This is a genomic window from Amycolatopsis mongoliensis, assembly GCF_030285665.1.
In the GTDB taxonomy this organism is placed as follows: Bacteria; Actinomycetota; Actinomycetes; order Mycobacteriales; family Pseudonocardiaceae; genus Amycolatopsis; species Amycolatopsis mongoliensis.
Genome location: NZ_CP127295.1, coordinates 9,416,687 through 9,436,002, shown reverse-complemented (window position 1 = coordinate 9,436,002; position 19,316 = coordinate 9,416,687). Strand labels below are relative to the sequence as shown.

The window sequence follows — 19,316 nt, the reverse complement described above, 5'->3', positions numbered from 1 at the left end:
CGTTCCACGGGCCACCCTGCCCGGCGTTCGGCATAGCGTGCACAAACGTTTAAGCGAAGTCAATAGCAGCGATGAAACGTTTGCGCGATACGCTGCGGGCATGGCGAAGCCGACCTTGCGGGACGTCGCCACCGTCGCGGGTGTGTCGGTGGGCACGGTGTCCTACGCGCTCAACGGCAAAGGGCGCGTGGACCCGGACACCCGGGAGCGCATCCGCCGGATCGCCACCGAGCTGGGGTATTCGGCCGACCCGGTCGCGCGTGGCCTGCGCTCCGGCCGCACCGCGACGCTCGGCATGGCGCTCGGCACTGTCATCGGGCAGCGCCGCGACGACATCCTGTCGTTCGAGTGGTACGGCCGGGTGACCACGGCCGCGGCCCAGGCCGCGTTCGAGGCCGAGCACGGGCTGCTGCTGCTCCCGGCGGTCCATGACGCCGGGCAGCTGCGGCGGATGGCGTTCGACGGGTTGATCGTGGTCGAGCCGCGAGAGGATGATCCGCGCCTGGCCGCGATCGCCGGCACCGGCATCCCCACCGTCGCCCTCGGCCGGGACCCGACGGGCCTCATCGCCCACCAGGTCGCCCCGGACACCGACGCCGCGGTGACCGCGGCCCTGGACCACCTGGCCGCCCAGGGTGCGACCCGGATCGTGGCGCTTGCGCCGGACATGCCGTGGGAGTGGACCGAACGCTCGATCATCGCCTACCGGCACTGGTGCGTCACCCGCGGAGTCCAACCGGACACCGTGCGGGTGCCCGCGCCGGCGCAGCTGTCCGCCAGCACGATGTCGGAATCGGCACGGACGGCCGCGCTCGCGGTTCTCCGAGACGACCCGCCGGACGCGATCCTCGCACTGTGCCTGGGTTTCGGTGCCGGTGTCCTGGCCGCCGCGCGCGAACTGGGGCTGGGGGTACCGCACGACCTGTTGCTTGCCCAGGACAGTGACGAGCCGGCTCTGCACGCCACCGACCCACCGATCACCGCAGTGGATCTGTTTCCGGAGGCACAGGCGCGCACCGCGGTCACCATGCTCCTTGAACTACTCCGCGGCGGCCGTCCCACGCGGGAACTGAACACCCCCATCGAACTCCGCACGCGCTCCAGCAGCCGGAGCGGGCCCGGATAGGCCCGGTACAGACCATCACCGGCCGCAGTACCGTCGCGGAGGCCAGTGCCGCGGCGGTGGTGTCGGGCCAGGGGTGATTGACCAGCGACTCGGCGACTGCAGGGTCAGTTCCGAGGCAGGGCGAACCGGGGCTTAGAGGTTGTCTCATGTGGTGAGTTTGCGGAGTCTCTTGTAGCACGTGAGGCTGGCTCCGAGAATGAGGAAGGCAAGGAAGTGCTCAGCTTTGCGTTCGTAGCGCAACGTGAGGCGCCGGTATCCGGTGAACCAGGCCATCGTTCGTTCGATCACCCAGCGGTGCCGGCCGAGCTTGTCCTTGGATTCGATGCCTTTGCGGGCGATGCGGACCTTGATGCCGCGGTCGCGGACCCAGCGCCGCAGGCCGGGCTGGTCGTAGGCCTTGTCGGCGTGCAGCTTGGCCGGCTTGCGCCGCCGCGGACCACGACGGGACTTGATCGCCGGGATCGCCATCACCAGCGGTCTGAGGGCGTGGCTGTCGTGGGTGTTGGCCGCGGAGACGGCGACGGCAAGCGGCAGCCCGGCGCGATCGGACAGGGCATGGATCTTCGAGCCGGGCTTGCCGCGGTCGACTGGGCTGGGCCCGGTCAGAGATCCCCCCTTTTGGCCCGCACGCAGGCACCGTCCACGATCGCGCGGCTCCAGTCGATGAGGCCCTGGCTGCCGAGCTCGTCCAATAGCGCATGATGCAAGCGTCGCCACAGCCCGGCTTTGGTCCACTGACCGAAGCGGCGGTGCGCGGTTTGGAACGGCACCCCGAACGACGGCGGCAGATCCCGCCACGCACATCCACTGGTCAGCACATACACAATCGCCGTGAACACCGCGCGAGCGTCCACCGGCGCCGTGCCACCACCCTGCGGACGCGGCGCGAATACCGGGATCAACGGCTCCACCAACGCCCACAGCTCGTCCGGCACCAACCGCAGCGACAACCGATCCACCACAGCCAAGATCATCGCTTACCAGCGCCCGATCACCACGTAAGACACGCTCTTACCGACCATTTGATCCGACCGGAAGCAGTAGCGTTCGATCATCGAGGTGCTTTCATCAGGGTAGGTGAAGGAATACGAGCAGTCCGCGCCCGCGGGCAGGGGAAGTTCGACTTCGCGCGTCGCTCGGCGGGCCGGCGATTCGTGCGGTACACCAGGCAAGAACGCCGTCGACCTGACCGCTTCCGCCGCGGAGGCCGAGACGGCGGCAGCCTGTGGAAGCCAGCCTCTGAACAAACGGAAGCACCGCGCCGAAGCCGACATTTACCGGACAAGCCGAGGCGGCGACGTCCCAGATCTGGCACGATCAAACCGATTACATAACGAAGCCTCGGGACTGGGCCTGGCCGACCTGGCGCCAGCGCTGCCAAGCACGCGCCCAGCAAGCCCGCTACCAGCGCAGACATGCCGAACACTGCGAAGTGCGGCTGGAGTACCAACTGCCGTTGCCGCCGGCGAGCCTTGAGGCGCGCCGGACTTCGGTGGGCCGATCACTCCTTTTAGGACACGTGCGTGAGAATGAGCGCATGAATCTCCTGCTCCTCGCCGGCGCCCTCGCCATGGTCATCCGGTCGCTGGCGGCGGCCCGGCTCGACCGGTGGAACCTGGGCGCGCCGGTGGTGATGGTGCTGGCCGGTGTCCTCGTCGGCCTGCTGTACGAGAACTCGATCGCGGCCGTGCTGAACACCGAGGCCGTGCAGCACGTCGCGGAGATCATCCTCGCGGTGCTGCTGTTCGTCGATGCCACCGAGGTGCGTGGCGGCCGGCTGTGGGGCGGTTATCCCGGGCTCGTGGCCAGGGTGCTTTTCGTCGCCCTTCCGGTGAGCCTCGCATTGGCGGCGCTGCTGGGCTGGCTGCTGTTCCCCGGCCTTCCGTGGGCCGTGCTGCTGCTCATCGCCGGTGTCACCATGCCGACTGACTTCGCTCCGGCGGAGCAGCTGGTGCGCGACCGCACGTTGTCGATGCGGGTGCGCAGTGTGCTGAACGTGGAAAGCGGCTACAACGACGGGATCGTCTCACCTCTGTTCCTGTTCGCGCTGATCCTGGCCGGCGACCACACGCAGCAGCGGACGCCGCTCGACGCGCTCGCCACCGCGCTGCCGTTCGCCGCGAAAGCCCTGGTCGTCGGGGTCGTGCTCGGCAGCCTCCTTGCCTGGCTGCTGGACCGCGCGCACCGCGCCGGATGGGTGACGGCCCAGTCCGGGCGCCTCGTGGTGCTGCTGGCACCGTTGCTGACCTACGCCGCGACCGTCGCCATCGACGGCAACGGCTTCGTCGCCTCGTTCGTCTGCGGCACCGCCTTCCGCTACCTGCACCGGCTGCTCAAGGCCCGCCGGGTCCGCGACGGCCGGGCCGACCGCGCGGAGGTCCGGGCCGACGCCCTGGGCAAGGACCTGCACCTGCTGGAGGACGTGACCACGGTGCTGACCACGACCATGTGGTTCGTCGTCGGCATCGCGGCCATCCTCGCGTTCACGCTGGGTGTCTCGTGGCAGGTCGTCCTCTTCTGCGCCGCGGTGCTCACCGTGGTCCGCGTGCTCCCGGTACTCCTGTCGCTGGCCGGGTCGAAGCTGTCCACTCGGGAGCGTCTGCTCGTCGGTGCGCTGGGACCGCGCGGCACGACCACGATCGTGTTCGGGCTCCTGGCGTTCAACAAGCTGCCCGAGGGGCCCGCCGCCGACACGATCCTGGTCATCACCGTGGTCTGCGTCCTGGGCAGCGTGGTCCTGCACGGTATGGGTGCGAAGCCGCTGACGCGCCTGCTGACCCGCCGCTGAGGCTGCCCGGGCCGCCGGGTGGCGGTGCGGGGCCAGTCACCCGGCTGGGCCGTCCGGCCGGTTCACCGGTACCGCCCGCCAGTTCCGTCGCCGACGATCGAGGAGCCGGTTCCTGCTGGAACCGTGTTCTTCAGGCAACGACCACGGAATATGGAGCTGTTTCCCGTGCGCACCTCGATCGACCGCGCGACCTGGCGGATGCTGGCGGGCTACGTCCGGCCACAACGGCGGACCGTCCTCTTCGGAGGGTTGCTCGTCCTGCTGGGCGGGCTGGCCGCGGCCGCCCAGCCGCTCGCGGCGAAGACGCTCGTCGACGAGCTGGGAACGGGCGGGGTCATCACCGGTCTGCTGGTGCTGCTCGTCGGTCTTGCGCTCGCCGGGGCAGCGGTGCGGATGGCCGGTGACTACCTGCTCGAGCGCGCCGCGGAGTCGGTCGTGCTGGTCGCGCGGAAGCGGTTCGCCCGGCGGGTGCTGCGGCTGCGGGTGCCCGCCGTGCAGCGCGCCGAACCGGGGGATCTGCTGTCCCGGTTCACCAGTGACACGACCCTGTTGCGCGAGGTGTGCACGCACGCGCTGGTGGGCCTGGTCACCGGTGCGGTGACGACCGTGGTGATGGTCGTGCTGATGGGGACGATGGACCTTGCCCTGCTCGGCGTGACCGCGGCCGTGCTGCTGGTCGTCGGCCTGCTCGCCCTGGCGGGCATGCCGATGATCGAAAAGGCGACCCGCGCCGCCCAGGAGGCGGTCGGTGACACGGGGACGCGGATGGAGCGGGTCCTGGGCGCCTTCCGGACCGTCAAGGCCTCGGGTGCGGAGGCCCGGGAGACGACGGCGATCGAGGAGGGGACCGAACGCGCGTGGCGCGCCGGTGTCCGCTCGGCGCGCTGGGAGTCGCTGGTCCACGGCTCCAACGCGCTCGCGATCCAGGCGTCGTTCCTCGCGGTGCTCGGTGTCGGTGGCGCGCGGGTGGTGACCGGCGCCATCCCGTTGTCCACTTTGGTGGCTTTCCTGCTGTACCTGTTCTACCTGGAGGAGCCGATCGGTCAGCTCCTGCACGCGGGCAGCAGGCTGCAGATCGGGCTGGCGGCCGTGCGCCGGCTGTCCGAAGTGGAGCAGATGCCCGCCGAACCGGCACCGGCCGGGAAGACCGTCGGCGGCCACGACGCTGCCGGGCTGGTCTTCGAGGACGTCCGCTTCCGCTACGGCCCGGACTCCCCGGAGATCCTGCGTGGTGTCGACCTCGAGATTCCCGCCCGGGGCATGACGGCGTTCGTCGGGGCCTCCGGCGCCGGGAAGTCCACGCTGTTCGCGCTGCTCGAACGGTTCCACGAACCCTCGTCGGGCCGGATCCGGCTGGACGGTGTGGCTCTCACGGATTGGGAGCTGACCGCCCTGCGTGCCTCGATCGGGTACGTCGAGCAGGATGCACCACTGCTGTCCGGAACGCTGCGTGACAACCTCGTCTACGGCCGTCCGGAAGCCACCGACGAGGAGGTCCGGGAGGTGCTGGTGCAGACCCGGTTGGACGGCCTCGTGGATCGGCTGCCGGCCGGTCTGGCCACGCCGATCGGACACCGTGGCAGCATGCTTTCGGGCGGTGAACGGCAACGGGTCGCGCTCGCTCGTGCGCTCCTGCGCCGTCCTCGTCTGCTGTTGCTGGATGAGATCACCTCGCAGCTGGACGCGGTGAACGAGCTGGCGATCCGGGACGTGGTCACGGCCGCGGCCGAGACCACGACCGTGCTCGTGGTGGCCCACCGGCTCTCGACGGTCACCCGCGCCGACCGGATCGTGGTGCTGGACGAGGGAACCATCCGGGCGACCGGCACCCACGAGCAGCTCGTGGCCGGTGATCCCTTGTACGCCGAGTTCGCCGCCACCCAGCTGCTCACCGGAGACAATGCCGTTCAGCGGACTGCCGGATAGTGTTTGCGCGTGTCCAGCAGACTCATGAATGACGTCTCCGTCCGGATTCCCGGGCCGGGCGGGCGATCGCGGCTCGGCGCGGTTCCCCGGGTGTTCGCCACCGCGCTGGGCGTGATCGCCGCCCTGTGCGTTCTCTCGGCGGTGAGCGCCGCGCTGGGTCGCGGCTTCCAGCCCGTGCGGCAGTTCATCGACGACTCCGTCTTCCCGGCGCCGCCGAACGTCGCTTACGGCCTGTTCCTCGCGCTGCTGGCAGGGGCGTTGGCGCGCCGCAAGCGGGCCGCCCGGACGGTGCTGGGCTGCCTGCTGCTGGCTCAGGCGGTGCTCAGCGCGATGACCGGGTTGCTGGTGGTGCTGGCCCCCGACGAGTTCCTGGTCGACGACGACGGGCAGCCGCTCGCGCTGAAGGGCTGGGACCTGTGGTCGCTCTGGCAGTCCGGGGTGATCGCGGTCGTGGCGCTGGTCGTCCTCCTGGCCGCGAAACAGGAGTTCTACGGGCGGACGCGCAAAGCGGCGCTGCGCAAGGCGATCCTGGTGTTCGCCGGGCTGCTCGGGGTCTCGATCCTGCTCGGCGGCGTGCTGGTCCAGGTGTTCCCCGGCTCGCTGCGGTCGGTGGGCGACCGGTGGAGCTGGGCGGTCGAGACCGTCATCGGCGGCGCGATCCAGCTGGACATCACCCGGGTGGGTGACGCGCCGGGCTGGGTCGCGCTGTCGGTGTCGCTGTTCGGCGTGGTCTCGCTGTTCGCCGCGCTGCTGTGGATGCTGCGCGCGCAGCGGATGACGTCGCTGCTGACGACCGACGACGAGATCGCCGTCCGCAGGTTGCTCGCCGAGCACGGCGAACGCGATTCACTCGGCTACTTCGCCACCCGGCGGGACAAGGCCGTGGTGTTCGCCCCCTCGGGAGAGGCGGCGATCACCTACCGCGTCGTCGCCGGGGTCTGCCTGGCCAGTGGCGACCCGCTCGGCGCGCCGGACGCGTGGCAGCCCGCCATCGCCCGCTGGCTGGCGATGTGCGCCGAGTACACCTGGAGCCCAGCGGTGATGGGTGCCGGGGAGGAAGCCGCCGAAGCGTACGTGCGGGCCGGGCTGAAGGCGATCGAACTCGGCGACGAAGCGATCCTCGACGTCACTGCCTACACCCTGGCCGGGCCGGACATGCGCCCGGTGCGCCAGGCCGTCACCCGGATCGAGCGGGCCGGGTACACCGCGCGCGTGCGCCGGCACGCCGACATCCCGCCCGAGCAGCTCGCCGCCGCGGCCGCACTGGCGGACCGCTGGCGCGACACCGATACCGAACGCGGCTTCTCGATGGCGCTCGGCCGGCTGAACGATCCCACCGACGGGCAGTGCGTGCTGGTCGAAGCGCTCGATGCGGCCGGGAACGTCCGGGCTCTGCTGTCGTTCGTGCCGTGGGGCCGGACCGGGCTTTCCCTCGACCTCATGCGCCGTGACCGCGATGCCGACAACGGCCTGATGGAGTTCATGGTCAGTGCGCTGGCCGCCGGTGCGCCCGCGCTCGGCGTCCGGCGGGTGTCGCTGAACTTCGCGGTGTTCCGCGCGGTGTTCGAAGAGGGCGCGCGGATCGGCGCCGGCCCGATCCTGCGGGCTTGGCGGCGGCTGCTGCTGTTCTTCTCCCGGTGGTGGCAGCTCGAATCGCTCTACCGGTCGAACGTCAAGTACCGCCCGCACTGGGAGCCACGCTTCCTGATCCACGGGGACCGGCGCGACCTGGCGCGGGTCGGGCTCGCCTCCGCCATTGCCGAAGGCTTCCTCGGCCGCGGGTCGACCGCTCCCGCCCACGACGGCGACCCGGCGCTGCTGGCCGCCGTCCGCGACGCCGGGAGCGCCGGGCCGGCCGTCGAGGACCGGCCCGTGCCCGCCTCCGAGCAGACCCGGATCCGGCTGGCCAAGCTCGACGGACTGCGGGCCCGCGGCGTCGATCCCTATCCCGTCCTGGTGCCCCGCGACACCACGCTCGCGGAGGTGGCAGCGCGCTTCCCGGACCTCGAACCGGACACCCGCACGGGGGAGCGGGTCGCCGTCACGGGCCGGGTCATGCTGATGCGCGACCACGGTAAGCTGTGTTTCGCGACGCTCCGGGACTGGTCCGGTGACCTCCAGGTCATGCTCGCGGCACCGGACACCGCGGAGGGAGACCTCCGGAGCTGGCGGGCGGACGTCGACCTCGGCGACCACGTCGCGATCCGCGGCGAGGTGATCACCTCCCGGCGCGGCGAGCTGTCGATCCTCGCCGAGAGCTGGACGCTGGCGGCGAAGTGCCTGCACCCGTTGCCCGACAAGCACTCCGGTCTCACCGATCCCGAAGCCCGCGTGCGGCAGCGCTACCTCGACCTGGTCGTCCGACCACGCTCGCGTGAGCTGCTGCGCGCCCGCGGCGCGGCGGTCCAGGCACTGCGGGCGACGTTGCTCGGCCGGGACTACCTCGAGGTCGAAACGCCGATGCTGCAGCCGGTGCACGGTGGTGCGAACGCCCGGCCGTTCGTCACGCACATCAACGCCTACGACATGCGGCTCTACCTGCGGATCGCCCCGGAGCTGTACCTGAAGCGGCTGTGTGTCGGGGGAGTGGAGCGGGTTTTCGAGCTCGGCCGCACGTTCCGCAACGAAGGCGTGTCCTACAAGCACAATCCCGAATTCACGATGCTGGAAGCGTACGAGGCCTACGCGGACTACACGGTCATGCGGGCGCGCTGCCAGCAGCTGATCAAGGCCGCCGCCTGCGCCATCCACGGCAGCGAAACGGCCGGAGAGCTGGACCTCTCCGGCGACTGGCCGGTCGTGCCCGTCCACCATGCCATTTCCGAAGCCCTCGGCGAGGAGATCACCAGCAGCACACCGGAAGCCCGGTTGCGGCAGCTGTGCGACACCGCCGGGATCGTCCACAATCCACAGCGGACACGCGGTGCGGTCGTCCTCGAACTGTACGAACGCCTGGTCGAGGAGCAGACCGCCGGACCGGTGTTCTACACCGATTTCCCCGCCGACGTCTCCCCGCTCACCCGCCCGCACCGCGACGACCCGGCGCTGGCCGAACGCTGGGACCTCGTCATCAAGGGCACGGAAGTCGCCACCGCCTACTCAGAACTCGTCGACCCGGTCGAACAACGCCGCCGGCTCGTCACCCAATCGCTGCTCGCCGCGGGCGGCGATCCCGAGGCGATGGAAGTCGACGAGGACTTCCTCACCGCGCTCGAATACGCCATGCCGCCCTCCGGCGGACTCGGACTGGGCGTCGACCGGCTCGTCATGCTGCTGACCGGCACCACGATCCGCGACACGCTGGCTTTCCCGCTGGTCCGGCCGGAATGAGGACGTGTGTTCAGTTTTTCGCGAGCCGGCCGCCGATCCACCAGCCGAGTTCGATCAGGACCACGCCCGCGGCGGCGCAGCCGAGCGCGGTGAGCGTGTGGCCGGCGTTGCCGGGGTCCAGCAGGAACAGCCGCTGCGTCACCGGCAGGACGAACATCAGGCCGGACACGACGGCCATCGCGGCGACCAGGCCGGCCTTCCACCACGTGTAGGGCCGGGCGATGATCCCGAGCACCCACAACGCGAGTGCCATCAGCGTGATCAGTGCCGTGGTGCTGGCCTGCACCTGCGTGGTCTCGCCGCTGCCGATGCCGGGGTGGACCAGGAGGTAGGCGGTGAAGGAGGCCACGGCGATCACCACCCCGGCCGGGATCGCCATCCGCAGTACCCGGCCGACGAAACCGCCTCGGGCGCGGTCGTTGTTGGGGGCCAGCGACAGCACGAACGCGGGCAGGCCGATGGTGAACCAGCCGACGATGGTGACGTGCCGGGGCAGGAACGGGTAGGGCACGGCGGTGAGGCCGATCAGGCCGGGGACGCCGACGATGAGGGCAAGCAGTACCGAGTAGACCGTCTTGGTGAGGAACAGGTTGGCGACCCGCTCGATGTTCCCGATCACCCGCCGTCCCTCACCGACGACCTGGGGGAGCGTGGCGAAGGCGTTGTCCAGCAGGACGATCTGCGCCACCGACCGCGTCGCCGGGCTGCCCGCACCCATCGCGACGCCGACGTCGGCGTCCTTGAGCGCGAGGACGTCGTTGACGCCGTCGCCGGTCATCGCGACCGTGTGCCCCCGCGACTGCAGCGCGGCGACCATGGCCCGCTTCTGGGCGGGCGTGACCCGCCCGAACACCGTGCCGCGCTCCACCTCGGCGGCGAGCGCTTCGGGATCCTCAGGCAGGGTCCGGGCATCGACCGGGGCGTCGGCCCCGGGCAGGGACAGAGCGCGGGCCACCGCACCCACCGAGACGGCGTTGTCGCCGGAGATCACCTTGACGGCCACGCCCTGGGCGGCGAAGTAGTCCAGGGTCTCGCGGGCGTCACCGCGGATCGTCTGCTCCAGGACCACCAGCGCGACCGGGTCCACCTCGCCCGGTGCCTCCGGTGCGTCGAGGCCGGTTGCGGCCCGGCCGAGCAGCAGCACCCGCAGGCCCTGCGCGCCGATCCGCTCCGCCTCTCCGCGCTCGGCCGAACCGGCGGCCAGCAGTACGTCGGGAGCGCCGAGCACCCAGTCGCCGTGTTCGCCGAAGCCCGCACCGCTCCACTTGCGCGCCGAGGAGAAGGGCGCGACCGTCTCCGCGGTCCAGTCGAGCGCCGGCGGGCACGCCTGGGCGATCGCCAGCAGGCTCGCGTTCGGTCGGGGGTCGGCGGCGGCCAGCGCGGCGAGCACGAGTTCGGGGGCGACGTCACCGTCGCCGAGCGGCCGGATTTCGGAGAGCCGCATGGTGTTCTCGGTGAGCGTGCCGGTCTTGTCGGCGCACACGACGTCCACCCGCGCCAGGCCCTCGATCGCCGGCAGCTCGTTGACCAGGCACTGCCGCCGGCCCAGCCGGACCACGCCGACGGCGAACGCGACCGAGGTCAGCAGGATCAGGCCTTCGGGCACCATCGGGACGAGTGCGGCCACCATGCCGCGAAGCGCGTCGGGCAGGGCTTGCGAGCCCGCGAGCTGGTTGTAGATCGACAGCGCCCCGGCCGGGATGAGCAGGTAGGTGATGACCTTCAGGATCGTGTCGATGCCGGAGCGCAGCTCGGAGTCCGCGAGGGTGAACCGTCCGGCCTCCTCGGCGAGCTTCGCCGCGTAGGCTTCCCGCCCGACCTTTGTCGCGCGGTAGGCCGCGTTGCCCGCCACCACGAAACTGCCGGACATCACCGGGTCGTGCGGGTGCTTCACGACCGGATCCGATTCGCCGGTGAGCAGCGACTCGTCCACTTCCAGGGCTTCGGCCGCCAGGACGGTGCCGTCGACGACGATCTGGTCGCCCGGGCCGACCTCGATCACGTCGTCGGCGACCACGTCGGCCGGCGCGAGGTCCCGGCTCACGCCGTCCCGGCGCACCCGCGGCCGGACCTGGCCGACGATCGCCAGCCGGTCCAGTGTCCGCTTCGCCCGCAGCTCCTGGACGATGCCGACGACGCTGTTGGCCACGATCAGGCCGGCGAACAGCCCGTCGAGCAGGTAGCCGGTCGAGAAGATGATTACGGCCAGCACCGCGAAGATCGCGTTGATCCGGGTGAACACGTTCGACCGCACGATCTCGCCGGTGCTGCGGCTCACCCGGGCGGGCACGTCGTTGGTCCGGCCCGCGGCGACCCGCTCGGCCACCTCGGCGGCGGTCAGTCCACCTGCGACCTCGTCGACGAGCAGGCGTGCATCTCCTGACATAGCCGCGACCGTACGCAAACTCCGGCTCGTCCGGGCGGCCGAGCCCACGAACGGGTGTGGAACCAGCCGACCGGCGGGGGGACATCCAGCCGGGTAGGGGGTGGTTCCGGACGCCCGGCGGCTGGGCGGACCGGGAAGACCCCACGACACTGGAACACGGCGCTCACCGAGCGCGCAGTGCACCCCCATCCGTCCCCGGAGGAGACCCATGTTCAACCGGATGCTGAGCCGCTTCGGCATCGGTGGCCCGTCCGTCGACACGGTGCTGGACTCGCCGCACGCCGCGCCCGGCCAGCCGATCACCGGGCAGGTGCACATCCGGGGTGGCACCGCGGACGCCGAGATCGGCCAGGTCGTGCTGGCCCTCGTCGCCCACGCCGACGCGGACCACGGGTACGGCGGCGATACGGAGTTCTTCCGGCTGGTCGTGCAGCAGGAACTGCGGGTGCCGGCGGGGCAGCCCGTCTCGATCCCGTTCCGGCTGCCACTGCCGTGGGAGACGCCCGTCACCGCGGTCGACGGCGCGGCCCTGCCCGGCATGCGGGTGGGCGTGCGCACCGACCTGCTCGTCGAAGGGGCGCCCGACAAGGGGGACCTCGACCCGGTGCTGGTGGGCCCGCTGCCTTCGCAGAACAAGGTGCTGGACGCGTTCGGCGTGCTCGGATTCACCTTCCGCGGCGCCGGCGTCGCTCCCGGGCACCTGCCGGGCGTGTCGGGCGAGCTCGGATTCCACCAGGAGCTCGAGTTCTTCGCGCCGGCCCAGTACGCGGGCAGGGTGAACCAGGTCACGGTGACCTTCGTGGCGAACCCGGACGAGCTCCACGTGATCCTTGACGCCGACAAGCGCGGCGACACGCCCGGCCACCTCCGGCTCGCGCACGAGGAGGCGCAGAACATCGACTGGGCGGGGCCGGTCAGCGGCTGGCTGGCCCAGGTCGCCGAGCGCAGCCCCGGGTACCCGACCTTCGACGGCGACCCCGGCTACGGCGGACAGCAGGGGTACGACGACCACCACGGCCGGCGGCGTGGACCCGGTATGGGCGGCATGCTCGCCGCGGGTGCGGCCGGCGTGGCCGGAGGCATGGTCCTCGGTGGGGCCGCCGAGGAGTTCTTCGGCGACGACGAGGGATGACCTGACCACCGCCGTGAGCCTCCCCGATCTCGCGGCGGTACCGCGCGGCAGGCGTCGCCACCCCCCGGACGCCTGCCGCGCACCCCTCGGCCAATGAGAAAGCAGTGCGAGCCTGCCGAACACCCGATGGGACAAGCCCCGGCCGTGTGCCGGTTGTCCATTGAGGACATTGAATTCCGGGATGACGAAGCGAAGAACCGCCGACGAACGGAACGCATGATCAGCCCACTGGACCTGTCTCTGATCTCCGGGCCGATCCCCGTCGTCGCCACCGTTGCCGGCGCGGTCGCGTTGCTCTGCCTGGCGGTCCGGAAGGATCGCCGGTGGTGGATCCGGCTTCTCCCGGCCGTCGTACTCGTGTGTGCGGTGGTCGTGGCCGGGGCGACCTACCTGGTCGATCACGTGTGGAAGCCGTGGCCGGAGCCGTTGCCCCCGGTCCTGGCGGTGTGGGCGGCCGCGACGCTGGTCGCCGGCTGCCTGGCGGTCGCGCGGCTGCGCGCCGGACGGTGGTACCGGCGTGCCGGGCGAGTACTGCTGGCGCTGGTCGTGCTGGCGAGCGCGGGCACGGCTGCGAACGCCTACTTCGGTTTCTATCCGACCTCGCGCGCGGCGCTCGAGGTGTTCGCGAACAACCGGGTCGGCCTCGATGCGGCCGCGCGGCCGCCGTCGAGCGTGGTCGAAGTGCCGGCCGGCGGCAAGCTCGCCGACGTGTGGCGGAAGCCCGCCGATCTGCCGGAGAAGGGCACGGTGTCGGAAGCGGCGATCCCCGGTGCGTTCAAGGCCCGTCCGGCGTGGATCTACTTGCCACCCGCGTACGCGGTGAACCCCCGGCCGCGGCTGCCGGTCCTGGTGCTGCTCGCGGGACAGCCGGGTTCGCCGCGTGACTGGTTCGACGCGGGCCGGCTCGCCGAGCGCCTGGACGCGTTCGCGCGTGCGCACGACGGGCTGGCGCCGGTCGCGGTGGTGGCCGACCAGCTCGGCGCCCGGATGGCGAACCCGCTGTGCCTGGACTCGAAGCTGGGGCAGTCGGAGACGTACCTGGCTCGTGAGGTGCCCGCCTGGATCAGGCAGCGGCTGACGGTCGACGAACGTCGCGAGGCCTGGACGATCGCGGGTCTTTCGCAAGGGGGGACGTGCGCGCTCCAGCTCGCCGTGCGCGCGCCGGAGGTGTACGGGAACTTCGTCGACCTCAGCGGGCAGCGCGAACCGTCGCTCGGCACGCGATCGCAGACGGTCAAGGCCGCGTTCGGCGGCGACGAGGCGGCGTTCACCCGCGTCAACCCGATGGACATCCTCGCCCGGCAGCGGTTCCCGCACACCGCGGGCGTGATCGTCGCCGGCCGTGACGACGCGGTCTACCGCACGGCGGCCGCCGAAGTGTTCCAGGCCGGCCGCCGGGCCGGCCTGGACCTGCAGTGGAAGGAACTGCCGGGAGGGCACGACTGGACCGTGTGGCGCTCGGGCCTCTACGACTCCTTGCCCTGGCTCGCCGTGCGCACCGGCCTGAGCCGATGACCACCACGAGTACCGGCCGGTCCGGGGAAACGAGAGCCATGAGGACACGATTGGGTGATTCGAAAGCCGATGACGCCGAGAAGACCGCGCTCGCCCGCGGAGCGGTCCGGATCAGCCGGCAAACCGGCCGCCTGATCCGGACCGCTCCGCTGACGTGCGTGTTCCTCGTCGCGTTCTGGACCATCGGCGCGCTGACGGGTGGGTTGGGCGGACCGGACGACGAGTTGCTCACCCGCGTCGGTGCCGGCACCGACAGTCCGCTGTGGACAGTCCTCTCTTCGGCGCTGTGGGCCATGGACCTGAAGGGCTACCTGGCGACCACTGCGCTACTGCTGGTGTTCGGCACGCTGGCCGAGCGGGAGTTCGGTACCCTGCGCACGGCCGCGATCTTCCTGGGCTCCCACGTCGTGGGCGTCTTCCTGGGGCTGGGACTGGTGGTGTTCGGCAGCGACCTGCAGCCGACCTGGCTCGACTCGCTCCGGGGTGCGGTCGCGGCCGGTCCGTCGATCGGCGGGGCGGGGCTCGTACTGGCGCTGACGTTCCGGATGCCGTCGTTGTGGCGACGCCGCGTGCGGCTCATGACCGTCTTGTCGGTCCTGGTGCTCACGCTGTACTCGGGGTGGCTGGAAGACCTGCTGAGGCTGTCCGGCGGCGTGGTCGGCCTGCTGATCGGCGTGGTGTTCCTCCGGGGCGACGCGGCCCGCGAGCCACGGACCTTGGCGGAAGCCCGCGTTCTCGTCGGGCTCGTGGTGGCGGCCTCGGCGCTCGGGCCGGTGGTGGCGATGCTGTCGCCGTACCCGAACGGTCCGTTGTCGTGGTACTCCGACGTGGTGGCGGTCGCCCGGCCGGCGGCGGAGGACGTGACCTCGACGTGCGCCTCCGACGCGGTGGACCTGTGCCGCACGATGCTGATCCAGTTGTCCTACGGGCGCTTCCCGGCGCTGGTGATGTCGTTGCTCCCGGCACTGCTGCTGCTCGTGCTCGCGGAAGGACTGCGGCGCGGGCGGCGGTTCGCCTGGTGGTCGGCGCTGACGTTCAGCGTGGCGCACGCGGCGATCGTCGGCTGGTTCGTCGCGGACGCCGCACGGCTTCCCGCCGCCGGCGCGGTGGAGATCGGCTTCTCCTACGGAGTGCCCATCCTGGCACCGCTCGCCATCACCGCCGTGTTGCTGGCCACGCGCAGGCACTTCACCGTGAAGCTGCTCCGGCACGCGGTCACGAAATTCTGGCAGTTCACGCTGGGCAGCATCGGGTTGCTTTCGGCGCTGTACGTCTTCGGCGGCTTCCTGGTGCGTGACCAGTTCTCACCGGAACCGGGTTTCGCCGGGCTGCTCGCCGACCTGCCGAAGCGGTTCCTGCCGCCGGGCTACCTGCTCGGGCTGATCTCGACGGAGTTCAAGGCGGACGGGTTCCTCGGCACGGTGCTGTTCGAGTACACCGGCGTGGTGTTCTGGCTGATCGTGCTGACGGGCCTGCTGATGGCGTCGTGGCGCGCGTGGCCGTCCTCGTCGGAGGAGGAGACGGCACACGCCCGAGACCTGATGCGGCGGTACGGCGGGTCGTCCCTGTCGTACATGACGACCTGGCACGGCAACCAGTACTGGTTCACCCCCGACGGCGAGACGGTGATCGCCTACCGCGTGGTCGCCACCGTCGCCCTGGTCATCGGTGACCCGATCGGACCCGCGCCGGCCGCCGCCGTGCGCGGATTCGCGGAGTTCTGCCAGGAAAACGGCTGGACACCATGCCTCTACAGCATCACCGAGGACACGAAGGACGCGGCGGTGTCGCTCGGCTGGTCCGCGGTGCAGGTCGCCGAGGACACCGTGGTCGAACTCGGCACGCTGAACTTCACCGGCAAGAAGTGGCAGGACGTCCGCACGGCACTGAACAAGGCAGCCAAGGCCGGCATCACCGCCGAGTGGTGCACCTACGCCGACGCGCCCCACGCCATCACCGACCAGATCCGCGCCATCTCGGCGGAGTGGGTGGCGGACAAGGGGCTGCCCGAGATGGGCTTCACCCTCGGCGGGCTGCGAGAGCTCACCGGCGACGGCGTGCGGTGCCTGCTCGCCGTCGACGCCGACCGCACCGTGCACGGCATCACCAGCTGGCTGCCGGTGTACGCCGACGGCGAAGTCGTCGGGTACACCCTCGACTTCATGCGCCGCCGGGCCAGCGGTTTCCGCGGTTCGATGGAGTTCCTGATCGCCTCGGCGGCGCTGGAGCTGAAGACCGAGGGAATCCGGTTCCTCAGCCTGTCCGGTGCGCCCCTCGCCCGGCTGGACCGCGGCGAACGTCCTCGCGCACTGCAACGGGTGCTGGACTTCACGGGACAGGTGCTGGAGCCGGTGTACGGGTTCCGCTCACTGCTGGCGTTCAAGGCGAAGTTCCAGCCCGGCTACCGGCCGATGTACCTGGCCTACCCGGACCCGGCCGCACTGCCCCGGATCGCGAACGCGGTCGGCCGCGCCTACCTGCCCCAGGTCGACCTGAAGCAAGGCCTCCGCCTCGCCGCCAAGATGATCACCCGCTCGTGAGTGGCACGGCCGTGGCCGACCACTCACGAGCGGCGCCCGGAAACCGTCAGCCTCGGACCCGGTTCACCACTGTTCGCCGTCGTCCCAGCCGCCCGGGTCTTCGTGTCCTGCGGCACTGTGCTGCTCGCCGGCCGCGGCCTCGTGGCCGCCGAACGCTCCGCTCAGGCCTTGGAACAGCAGTGCGCCGCCGGCGACACCGGCTGCCGCGGCCCCGGCGGTCTTGAGGAAGCCACCGCCGGACCGGCCCTGCGGCGCGTTCGCCGGTGCGGCCTGGTCCCGGTTCTGGCCGAACATGCGGGACATGAACCCACCGCCCCCGGCCTGCGCGGGCGGCGGCGCGTAAGCGGGTGCCGGCGGGCCCCCGAAGGCAGGAGCCGCAGTCCCGTAGCCGGCCGGCGGGGCCCCGAAGGCGGGAGCGGCGGCCGGTGCCGGTGGCGCCGCCTGCAGCTCGGTGATCCGGGCCTGGGCGGTGCGCAGGGCGTCCTCCTGCACGAGGACGGCCTGGACGAGCAGGTAGAGCGCGTCCGGCTGCGCCTGGACGTACTGCGCGATCAGCTGCGCGGCCTCGGGGTCCTTCTGCACCGGCTGGGCCTGCCGCAGCCGGTTGGCCAGGCCGAGGATCAGCTCGCGGTCGTGGTTTTCCATGGGAGTTCCCTTCGTCGGTGCCCATGCTCGGCGCGGCCGCCGCGCGCGGACACCGGTGACCCGGCCCGAACTCCCCGCCGACCGGCTGCCGGCGCCCAGCCGACCGGCGGGGTACGGCTCGCCGGGCCCCGGATGGCGCACCGGTGCCGGGCGCGGCGAGACTGATTCCATGGTTCGAGTGATCGTCGTCGACGACGAGGAGCTGGTGCGCTCCGGATTCCGCCTCATCCTCCAGGCGGCGGGTGACATCGAGGTGGTGGCGACCGTCACCGGCGCGGAGGCGGTCAAGGAGGTCAGCCTGCACGCGCCCGACGTCGTACTGCTGGACATCCGGATGCCCGACGTCGACGGGCTGACCGTCCTGCGGCAGCTGCGTGGCTTGCGGACCCCGCCGGTCGTGGCGATGCTCACGACCTTCGATTCCGATGAGTACATCGCGACGGCGCTGCGTTCGGGTGCGGCGGGGTTCATCCTCAAGGACACCGCGCCCGAGCAGCTCGCCCAGCTGGTTCGCACCCTGGCTGCCGGGGGAGTGGTGCTCTCGCCGAAGGTCACCCGCACTGTGGTCGACGGCTATCTCGACTCCGGCGCGGGCTCGGCCGCGGCCACGCAGGTCGGCCGGCTGTCCGAGCGTGAGCGCGTCGTGCTCGTCCTGATCGCGGATGGACTGTCCAACACGGACATCGCGCAGCGGATCCACGTCAGCGTCGGCACGGTGAAGGACCACGTCTCCGCGATCCTGACCAAGCTGCAGGTGGGCAGCCGGGTGCAGGCCGCGCTCGTCGCGCAGCGCGCCGGGCTGCTCGAGGGCACCGAACGGTGACCCGGACCCGGGCGCTGCTCGCCGAAGCGGGCCTGATCGTCCTCGCTGCGCTGGACGCGGTGTTCAACCAGCCCACCGCGTACTGGGACATCGGTGTCGTCGTCCTGGCGGTCGGCGCGCTCCTGTTCCACCGGCGGTGGCCGGTTCCCGTTTTCGTGCTCACCCTGCCCGCGCTCGTCCTCGTCGGTTCCGTGGTCGCGACGCTTTTCGCGCTCTACGCGGTCGCAGTGCGGTATTCACATCGGGTGCTGCTCGTCGCCTGCGGGCTCGTCGCCGCGGTGGGGTACGTTTTCCCGGGGCTGGAGTTCTCCTACTCGCGCACCGACATGGTGCTCACCGTCATCTACGCGACCATGACGGCGGCGGCGCCGATCTTCTTCGGGCGGCTGGTCCACGCCCAGCGGGAACTGGCGCTGCGACTGGCGGACATCCGGGCCGCGCGCGAGCACGAACGTGTGCTCGATGCCCAGGCGATCCTGGCCGCCGAACGCAACCAGCTCGCTCGCGAGATGCACGACGTGGTCTCGCACCAGGTCAGCCTGATCGCCGTCCAGGCGGGCGCGATGGGGGTGTCCACCCGGGACCCGGAGCTGAAGGCGGCAGCCGACAACGTCCGCAAACTGTCCGTCGACACCCTCGACGAACTCCGGCACATGGTGAACCTGCTCCGCGCGTCCGGCAGCCACACCACCGGGCTCACCCCGCAGCCGACGCTGTCGGATCTGGACCGGCTGGTCGCCGGCAGTGGCATCGAGACCACCATGACCGGTGCCGCGCCCGAGGGCATCGACACCGCCGTCCAGCGCACCATCTACCGCACCATCCAGGAAGCGCTGACCAACGTCCGCAAGCACGCCCCGGGCAGCACCGCCACGGTTGACATCTCCCACGACGACACCGATCTCACGGTGACGGTCACCAACACTCCGCCGACCCGCCCGACGCTGGCGCTGCCCAGCGCCCACCACGGACTGGTCGGTATCCGGGAACGCGCTGCCCTGCTCGGCGGCACCGTCAGAGCCACGCCGACGAGCGACGGCGGCTTCCGGCTCGAGCTGCGCCTGCCCCGCACGAACGGGCGCCGTTGACATCGCCGAAATCGCGG

12 protein-coding genes are annotated in these 19,316 nt (G+C 71.2%); 9 read left to right on the top strand and 3 right to left on the bottom strand.

The genetic code is table 11. The features are described from left to right. Positions 1-100 precede the first annotated feature (100 nt). Entirely contained in the window at positions 101-1,126 is a 1,026-nt protein-coding gene (locus QRX60_RS45220; protein ID WP_285997623.1) for a LacI family DNA-binding transcriptional regulator, read from the top strand. 144 nt (positions 1,127-1,270) lie between these two features. On the opposite strand, the gene QRX60_RS45215 is transcribed toward QRX60_RS45220, so the two are convergent. Continuing rightward, positions 1,271-2,100, bottom strand: a protein-coding gene (locus QRX60_RS45215; RefSeq protein WP_408630145.1) for an IS5 family transposase whose coding sequence is annotated in 2 segments (ribosomal slippage) — positions 1,271-1,746 and positions 1,746-2,100 — 831 coding nt in all. Because the reading frame shifts where the segments join, the coding sequence is not laid out codon by codon here. Positions 2,101-2,663: 563 nt separating this feature from the next. Here QRX60_RS45215 and QRX60_RS45210 point away from each other — a divergent pair. The 3 genes from QRX60_RS45210 to lysX all read left to right on the top strand — a co-directional run bounded on the left by QRX60_RS45210 (position 2,664) and on the right by lysX (position 9,170). Further along, positions 2,664-3,914 (top strand): cation:proton antiporter domain-containing protein, encoded by a 1,251-nt coding sequence (locus tag QRX60_RS45210; protein WP_285997622.1) that lies wholly within the window; start codon positions 2,664-2,666, stop codon positions 3,912-3,914. A gap of 165 nt (positions 3,915-4,079) precedes the next feature. After that, positions 4,080-5,840 carry an ABC transporter ATP-binding protein gene (locus QRX60_RS45205; RefSeq protein WP_285997621.1) on the top strand — a complete coding sequence of 587 codons (1,761 nt, stop codon included), beginning with the start codon at positions 4,080-4,082 and terminating at the stop codon, positions 5,838-5,840. A 24-nt stretch (positions 5,841-5,864) separates the two neighbouring features. Then, a complete protein-coding gene (gene lysX / locus QRX60_RS45200; protein WP_286003829.1) occupies positions 5,865-9,170 on the top strand; it encodes a bifunctional lysylphosphatidylglycerol synthetase/lysine--tRNA ligase LysX in 3,306 nt (1,101 codons plus the stop codon). 10 nt (positions 9,171-9,180) lie between these two features. Here lysX and QRX60_RS45195 read toward each other — a convergent pair whose 3' ends face one another. Further along, positions 9,181-11,556 (bottom strand): HAD-IC family P-type ATPase, encoded by a 2,376-nt coding sequence (locus tag QRX60_RS45195; RefSeq protein WP_285997620.1) that lies wholly within the window; start codon positions 11,554-11,556, stop codon positions 9,181-9,183. Positions 11,557-11,764: 208 nt separating this feature from the next. On the opposite strand from QRX60_RS45195, the gene QRX60_RS45190 reads away from it, so the two are divergent. The 3 genes from QRX60_RS45190 to QRX60_RS45180 all read left to right on the top strand — a co-directional run bounded on the left by QRX60_RS45190 (position 11,765) and on the right by QRX60_RS45180 (position 16,743). Further along, positions 11,765-12,688 carry a sporulation protein gene (locus tag QRX60_RS45190; protein ID WP_285997619.1) on the top strand — a complete coding sequence of 308 codons (924 nt, stop codon included), beginning with the start codon at positions 11,765-11,767 and terminating at the stop codon, positions 12,686-12,688. Between the two features lie 216 nt (positions 12,689-12,904). After that, positions 12,905-14,203, top strand: coding sequence for an alpha/beta hydrolase (locus QRX60_RS45185; RefSeq protein WP_285997618.1), 1,299 nt, complete (start codon positions 12,905-12,907; stop codon positions 14,201-14,203). Between the two features lie 38 nt (positions 14,204-14,241). Beyond that, complete coding sequence (locus QRX60_RS45180; RefSeq protein ID WP_285997617.1) at positions 14,242-16,743, top strand: rhomboid family intramembrane serine protease; 2,502 nt, start codon at positions 14,242-14,244, stop codon at positions 16,741-16,743. A gap of 63 nt (positions 16,744-16,806) precedes the next feature. Here QRX60_RS45180 and QRX60_RS45175 read toward each other — a convergent pair whose 3' ends face one another. Beyond that, a complete protein-coding gene (locus QRX60_RS45175) occupies positions 16,807-17,388 on the bottom strand; it encodes a DUF2076 domain-containing protein (protein ID WP_285997616.1) in 582 nt (193 codons plus the stop codon). 169 nt (positions 17,389-17,557) lie between these two features. Between QRX60_RS45175 and QRX60_RS45170 the strand changes: the two genes are divergently transcribed. Together QRX60_RS45170 and QRX60_RS45165 are read left to right on the top strand one after the other, a co-directional pair. Next, positions 17,558-18,211 carry a response regulator gene (locus QRX60_RS45170; RefSeq protein WP_285997615.1) on the top strand — a complete coding sequence of 218 codons (654 nt, stop codon included), beginning with the start codon at positions 17,558-17,560 and terminating at the stop codon, positions 18,209-18,211. Next, positions 18,208-19,299 carry a sensor histidine kinase gene (locus QRX60_RS45165; protein WP_285997614.1) on the top strand — a complete coding sequence of 364 codons (1,092 nt, stop codon included), beginning with the start codon at positions 18,208-18,210 and terminating at the stop codon, positions 19,297-19,299. Before QRX60_RS45170 ends, QRX60_RS45165 begins: the two co-directional genes overlap by 4 nt. The last annotated feature ends 17 nt before the right edge of the window (positions 19,300-19,316 follow it).

What these genes read in the sequence shown, in the direction of transcription:
- lysX (WP_286003829.1), top strand. Translation starts at nt 5,865, where the DNA reads ATGAATGACGTCTCCGTCCGGATTCCCGGGCCGGGCGGGCGATCGCGG.
- QRX60_RS45170 (WP_285997615.1), top strand. Translation starts at nt 17,558, where the DNA reads ATGGTTCGAGTGATCGTCGTCGACGACGAGGAGCTGGTGCGCTCCGGA.
- QRX60_RS45185 (WP_285997618.1), top strand. Translation starts at nt 12,905, where the DNA reads ATGATCAGCCCACTGGACCTGTCTCTGATCTCCGGGCCGATCCCCGTC.
- QRX60_RS45220 (WP_285997623.1), top strand. Translation starts at nt 101, where the DNA reads ATGGCGAAGCCGACCTTGCGGGACGTCGCCACCGTCGCGGGTGTGTCG.
- QRX60_RS45175 (WP_285997616.1), bottom strand. Translation starts at nt 17,388, where the DNA reads ATGGAAAACCACGACCGCGAGCTGATCCTCGGCCTGGCCAACCGGCTG.
- QRX60_RS45210 (WP_285997622.1), top strand. Translation starts at nt 2,664, where the DNA reads ATGAATCTCCTGCTCCTCGCCGGCGCCCTCGCCATGGTCATCCGGTCG.
- QRX60_RS45190 (WP_285997619.1), top strand. Translation starts at nt 11,765, where the DNA reads ATGTTCAACCGGATGCTGAGCCGCTTCGGCATCGGTGGCCCGTCCGTC.
- QRX60_RS45180 (WP_285997617.1), top strand. Translation starts at nt 14,242, where the DNA reads ATGAGGACACGATTGGGTGATTCGAAAGCCGATGACGCCGAGAAGACC.
- QRX60_RS45195 (WP_285997620.1), bottom strand. Translation starts at nt 11,556, where the DNA reads ATGTCAGGAGATGCACGCCTGCTCGTCGACGAGGTCGCAGGTGGACTG.